4 protein-coding genes are annotated in these 6,724 nt (G+C 57.3%); 1 reads left to right on the forward strand and 3 read right to left on the reverse strand.

Annotated features, from left to right (window positions below; translation table 11 throughout):
- Positions 1–301 precede the first annotated feature (301 nt).
- Positions 302–1,261, forward strand: coding sequence for a DUF2511 domain-containing protein (locus OXM57_14395; GenBank protein MDE0353869.1), 960 nt, complete (start codon positions 302–304; stop codon positions 1,259–1,261).
- Positions 1,262–1,425: 164 nt separating this feature from the next.
- Here OXM57_14395 and OXM57_14400 read toward each other — a convergent pair whose 3' ends face one another.
- From OXM57_14400 to OXM57_14410, 3 genes are all read right to left on the reverse strand, one after another.
- Positions 1,426–2,832 (reverse strand): hypothetical protein, encoded by a 1,407-nt coding sequence (locus OXM57_14400; protein ID MDE0353870.1) that lies wholly within the window; start codon positions 2,830–2,832, stop codon positions 1,426–1,428.
- 98 nt (positions 2,833–2,930) lie between these two features.
- Positions 2,931–5,426 (reverse strand): hypothetical protein, encoded by a 2,496-nt coding sequence (locus OXM57_14405; GenBank protein ID MDE0353871.1) that lies wholly within the window; start codon positions 5,424–5,426, stop codon positions 2,931–2,933.
- A complete protein-coding gene (locus tag OXM57_14410) occupies positions 5,413–6,528 on the reverse strand; it encodes a hypothetical protein (GenBank protein MDE0353872.1) in 1,116 nt (371 codons plus the stop codon). The genes OXM57_14405 and OXM57_14410 overlap by 14 nt, the downstream gene beginning before the upstream one ends.
- Positions 6,529–6,724 lie beyond the last annotated feature (196 nt).

Raw genomic sequence — 6,724 nt, forward strand, 5'->3', positions numbered from 1 at the left:
TAAGGCCCACCTCAGGGAAGGTGGCAGAGTTCTCTTTATAAGATGGGATACGTCATGTTTCATGGTGGCGTGGCTGGACGGAACGGAGGCATCGAAAGTGCCATCGATGAGGCCCTCGGGTTCGAGGACTCCGCTACCGCAGCGATGTCGGACACCGCACGGGTCCCTGCCGAGTAGGACCAGACCCGCCACGTTCTTGTGTCTCCTGGTGGGGGATCTCGACGAGCCAACAACCGCTCCCAGCCTACCCGGGCGGCCATGATTATTAGCCGAGCACCAAGAAAGGGACGAGAGGTGTAGAGTGGTCGAATGGTTTGATCTGAACGCTCGCCACCAGGCGGCGTTCGTTTGGGGTTCGATAGCACTGCTGATCCTGGGTGTGAAGTTCCCCGACATTAGAAACTCGGTCCGGGGTCTGCTAATGGCTTTCTTCAAGCCTGTCATATTCCTCAGTGTTATGGGACTGTTCTTGACTACCGCAGTCGTCTCAGCGGCTGGATTCAGTGTTGGAAGGGGCTTGGGGGCCTTCGACATCGCGCCTGTTTTCACGTCGATCGTCTGGTCCTGCACTTCCGGTGTCTCCCTCATGGCAGCCAAGCTTGTCCCCGGCAAAAGAACGGGTAGCGTTCAACGAGCATTGACAAAGACCCTCGCTCCGGCAGCGATCCTCTCGATCCTCCTGAATTTCGCGGTGATGGGTATCTGGTGGGAGATCGGCACCTTCCCCTTTGTGACAGCGTTCGGCATCGTGGCGGTCTGGGCGTCCCTGCGGGAAGAATTCGCAGGCGCTGCTCGCTTGTCCAACGCCGTTCTTGCGGTCTGGGGACTAGTGATGCTCTTGCGCACCGTCCATTCGCTAATAGGGGATCGGGATGCTTGGATCGCCCTGGTGGAATCAATCTCGTATCCAGTTTGGCTGACAGTGGGGGCGATTCCGTATGTGTACCTTGTAGCCCAATATGACAAGCTGCGATTCGTTCTTGGCCGCAAAACGAGACAAATCACGGCTGCAGAATTTGGAGACCGGTGGCCGCTAACCGTGGATACAGCCAAACTCTGCTGCAGACACAGCGCAGTTTGGGTGGAGGTCAGCAGGAAGAAATACTGCCTCAATGGCACTTCGATAGGCCTACTGCAACGCTATGGGTTCACAACACACGAACTTGAGGACATCTGGAAGCCCCATCCCGAGTTCGAAGGCCTGAAGGTGAGCACTTTTCCCCTGATCCAGGACGGATTGAAGCTGGAAATGACGGACTGAAGATACGCGTCCTCTATGAGTCCTACCGGGCGCGAACGGCAGCGTCTCTTGCACGCAGACGGGAATCTATTACCTCTTGCAAGGGTGTCTGTCACATTCCGCAGCAGGGCCGGGAGGTTTGTTAGGCGATCAGGGAAAGGGCGGGGAGCGATGGAGCATTACTGTTATCGGCTGAAATCGCTGGGGCGAGGGAAGCCCGCCCGAATGATGATGATGCCAACCATTGAAGGGAATGGTGGGTGTGGTCCGGTTGCTATCTCGGGGTATTCCCATTTGATCTCGTTGCCCATCACGCCCGCGGGTGCCCGTTTTTCAGAGGTATCAAGAACGGCGAGCAGGGAGACCTGTGAATCGCCGGCTGATGCGTACTGGGTCGGTTGTCTGACGAATCTACGGGCGGCATCTTCAAGGGAAATTGCCTTTTTGTCCACTTTCAACTCGAGTGGGATCCTGCCAAGAAGCGGGTCGGTTATTCCCCCTGCCCGCATGGCGTGACCCTCGAGTCGGGCACCGATGGTCGGGTCCGCCCGTAGAAAGAAGCTCAGGTTGCGTTGGAACCAGTCCTCATCAATGTCGGCCTCTGCGTCAAGACGTTCATCAAGAAGTGTGTGACCGAATCGCAAGACACCCTCTATTAGCAATCGCACATCCCGCTTGTCTTCTCTGCTCAGGTCCGGGAGGGCGTTGGCTAGTTCACTCATCCTCTGTTGAACGGCTCTTGCCGTGGTTGGCATGTTGAGAGGTGTCGCCGTTCCGGGATCGAAGGTGACCAGTTCGAGGGTGGTGTTACCAGCGATGCGGGCTGGGATTCGTTGGTCGCCGCGTAGAAGGGTCGCACTTGCGGTCAGTCCCAACGGCGGGTCCGACGATGGTCTTTCTCCTCCGATGCGTATTTCAAGGGGCTGCCGAAGCTCCTCTTTGGTGAAGGTCAAATCGGAGGCGTAGAGATAGTCTCTGGGGAAGACCGAAATGAATTTCACCTCCAAGTGATCAGTGTCTTCTGGCCATGGGTCGATGCGGACTTCCGCTTCGAACCGGTGCATAGCTCCGGGTTGGAGGGCTGTTGGCCGCATCACAGGTTCTCCTTGGAACCGGATGACGATTACCAGGGTGGGTTTCTCCTCGGGAGGATCGTCGCCGGTTCGGTTTCCCGATGCCTGTTGAGGGGGCTTGAACAGCGGAGTGACTCTCGGAGGCATGGGCACTCGGGACAGGTTGGCGGCAACCACCTGAGGGGTGCTGGGGTCGGTCAGCTTGGCTAGGTGTCGAGTTGCTGTAGTGAGCGGTTCGGGCCATGTTGGATGGGATCGGTTTGCGACCGCGGAGGCTCGGATCCGGGCGGCGTTTGCATGAAGAGAGGTTTCGGGTTCTGCGTTCCACTGAGCTTGGAGCCACCGAACAGCATGTACCAGGGTTTCTATGAGTTCGCAATAAGCCCACAGCACATCGCCGGTCGAAGCCGATGGGACTGTTTCTTGGTAGGCAAGCAGGGCTTGTTCCAGGTTGTCGGCGTCCGTAGAACCACCTGCGATCGCATCAAGGGCATCAACTAGGGCACTCTTGGCGGTCACTGTGATCGCGAGGTCAGGACCGGTTGACCCTCGTTGTGATGCCGGGTGCCTTTGTGTAAGAGCCCGGCCCATCTCAGCGGCAGCGTCGGGGGAAGGGTCTATTCGTCTTCGCTGCATAGTTCTTTCGCCTTGTCGACAAGATGAGAGCGGGATCTGGAGTCGCTGGCTGCTATGGCCACTTCGAGTTCGAACACACATTGACAAAGTGACAGTTGACGCCGGGTGAAGCGCTGTTCTATGGTGTCTGGCATTTCCTGTAGGGCGGACCGAACGATCTGTGTGCTTAGATCAGGTCGATGGATCTCAGCGAAGAAGTCGGCGGCTACCAGTGAGCGGTGCGGATCAGCTGGCCGGGTGGCGAAATCAGACCTCATGAGCGACTCGATCTGGTTTTCGGAGAGCCTCTTTTGAGCGAGTCGCACTAGCAGCCTGTCTCTCTTGTCCTCACTGCGATACTCACAATTGGGATCGTCGTCCGTTCGAAGTGCGTTGATAGCAGAAGGGACCCAATTGTCCTCTTGCATCAGCGAAGGGACCATGAGGAGCATTTCCCGTGCGCTGGCCGGTGGCATAGCGTCGATCACCAAGAGGGCCTTCTTTCGAACCGAAGCTAGGTGCTGCTGATAGTGGTTGGCTATTCGAAGCGCTCCCATGAGAGCGGACCGGACCAGCTTTTCGCGTTGTCGGTCCGATGCGTAAGAAAAAGCGATGACAACAAGATTGAGGACCTCTCTATAGGACACCAGGTCTGCAGGTAGAACCTGGATGGCTCCGACAGCGGTCTCCACAACAATGAGGTATTGATCGGTAAGTCCTGCGGCTACGGCGGTGGCGAGAAGAGGAGGGATGCTCTCTGGTCGGAGCCCCCTCATAACCTGTCCAGCTGCTTCCATTCCGGCAGCACGTATTACCTGTTCATCGCCGAGCATCGCTGTGTAGACAAGTGGCAAGGCTTTCCCGACGTGTTCGGACGACCGGGACACGAGCCGGCCGACCATCCGCACCACCTGGGCTCTGACCAACGACGTCGTTTCCGTCTCTCGATAGACATCCTCACAAACGGTCAAGAAACCATCTGGATCATCTGAGGCTACCTTCACTATTGCCTCCGACAGACGGTGCACGAGGCTTCCGACCCTCGTCTGGTCTCCCATGAGTTCCAGCGCCCCGAAGTAATCCTCCGGTTCCACAGACTCGATGTCATCTCTTCTGGCCATCCAGACGAGCCACAGACCCAAGAGGCTCTCTAAAGATGGCAAGACTCTTGGAGATTTGCTTACCGCCCTCCCAACCAACTCGGCTGCCATGAATTGAAAGTCGTCGCGGAGGTCGGCACCTCTTACCATCGGCTCTTGCAGGGCTGAAATGACCCGCGAATACACCAATTGGACCGCATTTGCCGGGAGATTGTCTTCTTGCGAGTAGACGAACTGGGTGTAAATGTCAAGAAGGCGAGCACGGTAACTGGGGGTAGCGTGAACCCACCGAGCTTGAATTGCGGCCTCTGTTGCCGTGGGATTATTCCTGAACACCTCGCTGACAGCCATAGACGTTTTACGTGCAGGATGATGCTCATCCCAGATGCCTTCATCGAACCGCAGGCCGTCCAAGAGAGCACTGAGGAGTCGGTCGCCAGCGGTTGGATCGGCGGAGAACAAGGCTTGCGCCGCAACGGCTCCTACCGCTCTGTTTCTTGACTCCCCATGTCGCAACAAAGAGGCGATCTTCGCCTCGACCACTTCAGGGGCTAGAGAGTGAAAACGGAGCAACGCACCCGGCTCGCCAGGCACATCTTCCAAAGGGAACCCTGAGGGGACCGCATGGAAAACCGCCACCTCGACCAAATCTTCTGCGACATCGTTGATCGTCGCATGTTCACTGAAATAGCCGCATCCTTCGGTGATAGCCCACCTGTCACGAACCGCCGTCAAACAAAGAAAACGCAACTCTGGAGGACTGGCCTGAGAGTCGAGTTCCAATAGCACCTCCACCAAAATCGGCAATTTCAACAACGGGGCGTCAATGTAAAACTGGTCCTTCAACTCGTCGGGAAAGGAATCGGGAGCGAGCCGTGCTGTGGTTCTCAACATCTCTGCTGCTTCCTCGTCGGAAGGATCGGTATCCAGCCTGTTGACAAGAGCCACCACTTCCTGAGCCGCCGCATCAAGAGAAGCACTTACTGCCTGGCGTTGAGAGATTCGTCGCTGTTGCTCCTGAGCAGCGACTCTGTCCTCTTCGGCCTGTGCAGCTTCCCGGCGTTCCCGATCGGCTATTAACCCCTCCGCCCAAGTTCCCAGGTTTGGGACACGCCCACCCGGCGACCGATGTTCACAGCCTCTGCAGTTGTCCTCGTAAAAGGCCAACGCAGAGCTGGCCAAACGCATAGCGCTCATCCCACCAGGATTCCTGGCGAAATCACAGGCGAAACTCCCTCCCGACACTGGCAGACCCGTCGCCTGTTCGACCATGCCCACACCCCAGATGCCACGGTCTACTCGGATGTTCGTACACCATGCCTTACCCATTGAAATGAACTTCTGATTCTCCCGACCCATCTCTATGGCGTCCTGAAACTCCTCTTCAATTCCAGGCACTGAATTCGTCCTCCCTGGCTGCCTTTCTCTTTGACCCTTCAGGAACCACCTGCGGTCGGCTCTTGGGAAACACTTCTGCGATGGTTCGACACAGAAGCTCCGCGTCGCGAAGGACCCTGTGTGCCATTTGTTCGGTCACGATCAGACGCTGTCCTTCTTTAAGGGTGCTGGTTGGGACACTGGTGAGATACTTAGAGTCGACAATTCCGTCACAGTGAGTAAAGACGTGGCGGGTTGCCCACGATTCCTGCAATTCCGTCCACGTAGGGCCGATCCTCTCCCGGACATCAATCCCGAGGTGCGTGAGGAAGAGGTCGGCAAGGTCGTCGAGACGTTGGAACACCTGTCCTCGTCCCTTCAGTATGTCCTCGGCTCCCGGGACTCGTTCCCCGAAAGTGCGTCTGGCCAGATTCTCGACAATCCCTACTGCGTTCTCGATGGTGTCGACACAGGTGCGATCTATCACTCCCGACTCCCTCAGTTCGGCATGTTGTGCTGCGGGCACATGGGTCAGGGCATCGAGCCGAGTGGTTTCAGCGGCAAGACTGTCTAGTGCGGTCAATAGGGCTGGGAGTTGTCCACAAACGGGGCAGAAGCGGTGCTCTCCAAACACTGCGTACCTGAACCGGCAGGCTGGGCAAGACCGCTCCCTCACCAGCCGCTCCTCGCTGACGCCTGGAAGTGGCTGCGGGTAGAACGGATCGGTGTGATATGAGATCTGCAGAGGGGAGTTGTGGGAGTTGAGTGATGACCCACCCAGGGCACTTTGGAGGGTGTCGCGTACCTTTTGCATGGCGTAGTCAGCAGCCGCCCGTTTTGCTCGTTCCAGTTGCTGGGCGGTAGTGAAGCGGCCGGCCTCGTCTTGGTGACCGCAGTACACGCACCAGAGAAGCTGTTCGTTGGGCAGCGCCTGATAGTCGTCAGACGCTATCCGGAAATGCTGCCCACAAGATGGGCACTCTCGTCCGACATGACCTTCTTCGTCGGCTGGGACGCTAACTGTCATCCTCACCTGCCCCAGGCCATCCTCGCCCAAGAACTCCACGCCCTCTGGGAATCTGTAGTGGAACATGAAATCGAGTCTACGCGTCAGGTGTGACATCCCTACGACACGTCGGCCTAGGGCACCCCGGCAGGCCAGAGACCATCCACAAAAGGAAAACCCGGTATTACCCGAGCGAAGACGAGGGAGGGATCGGACTTACGAAAAGGCCGATCGGATGGGTTGTTGTGACCGTGCACTTGTTGGCGATCACTGAAAGTCCCCACTCTCGATCACTGAAATTCCCCACCTCCTG

The organism is bacterium (assembly GCA_028820935.1).
Lineage (GTDB): Bacteria > Actinomycetota > Acidimicrobiia > Spongiisociales > Spongiisociaceae > Spongiisocius.

What these genes read in the sequence shown, in the direction of transcription:
- OXM57_14410 (MDE0353872.1), bottom strand. Translation starts at nt 6,528, where the DNA reads ATGTCACACCTGACGCGTAGACTCGATTTCATGTTCCACTACAGATTC.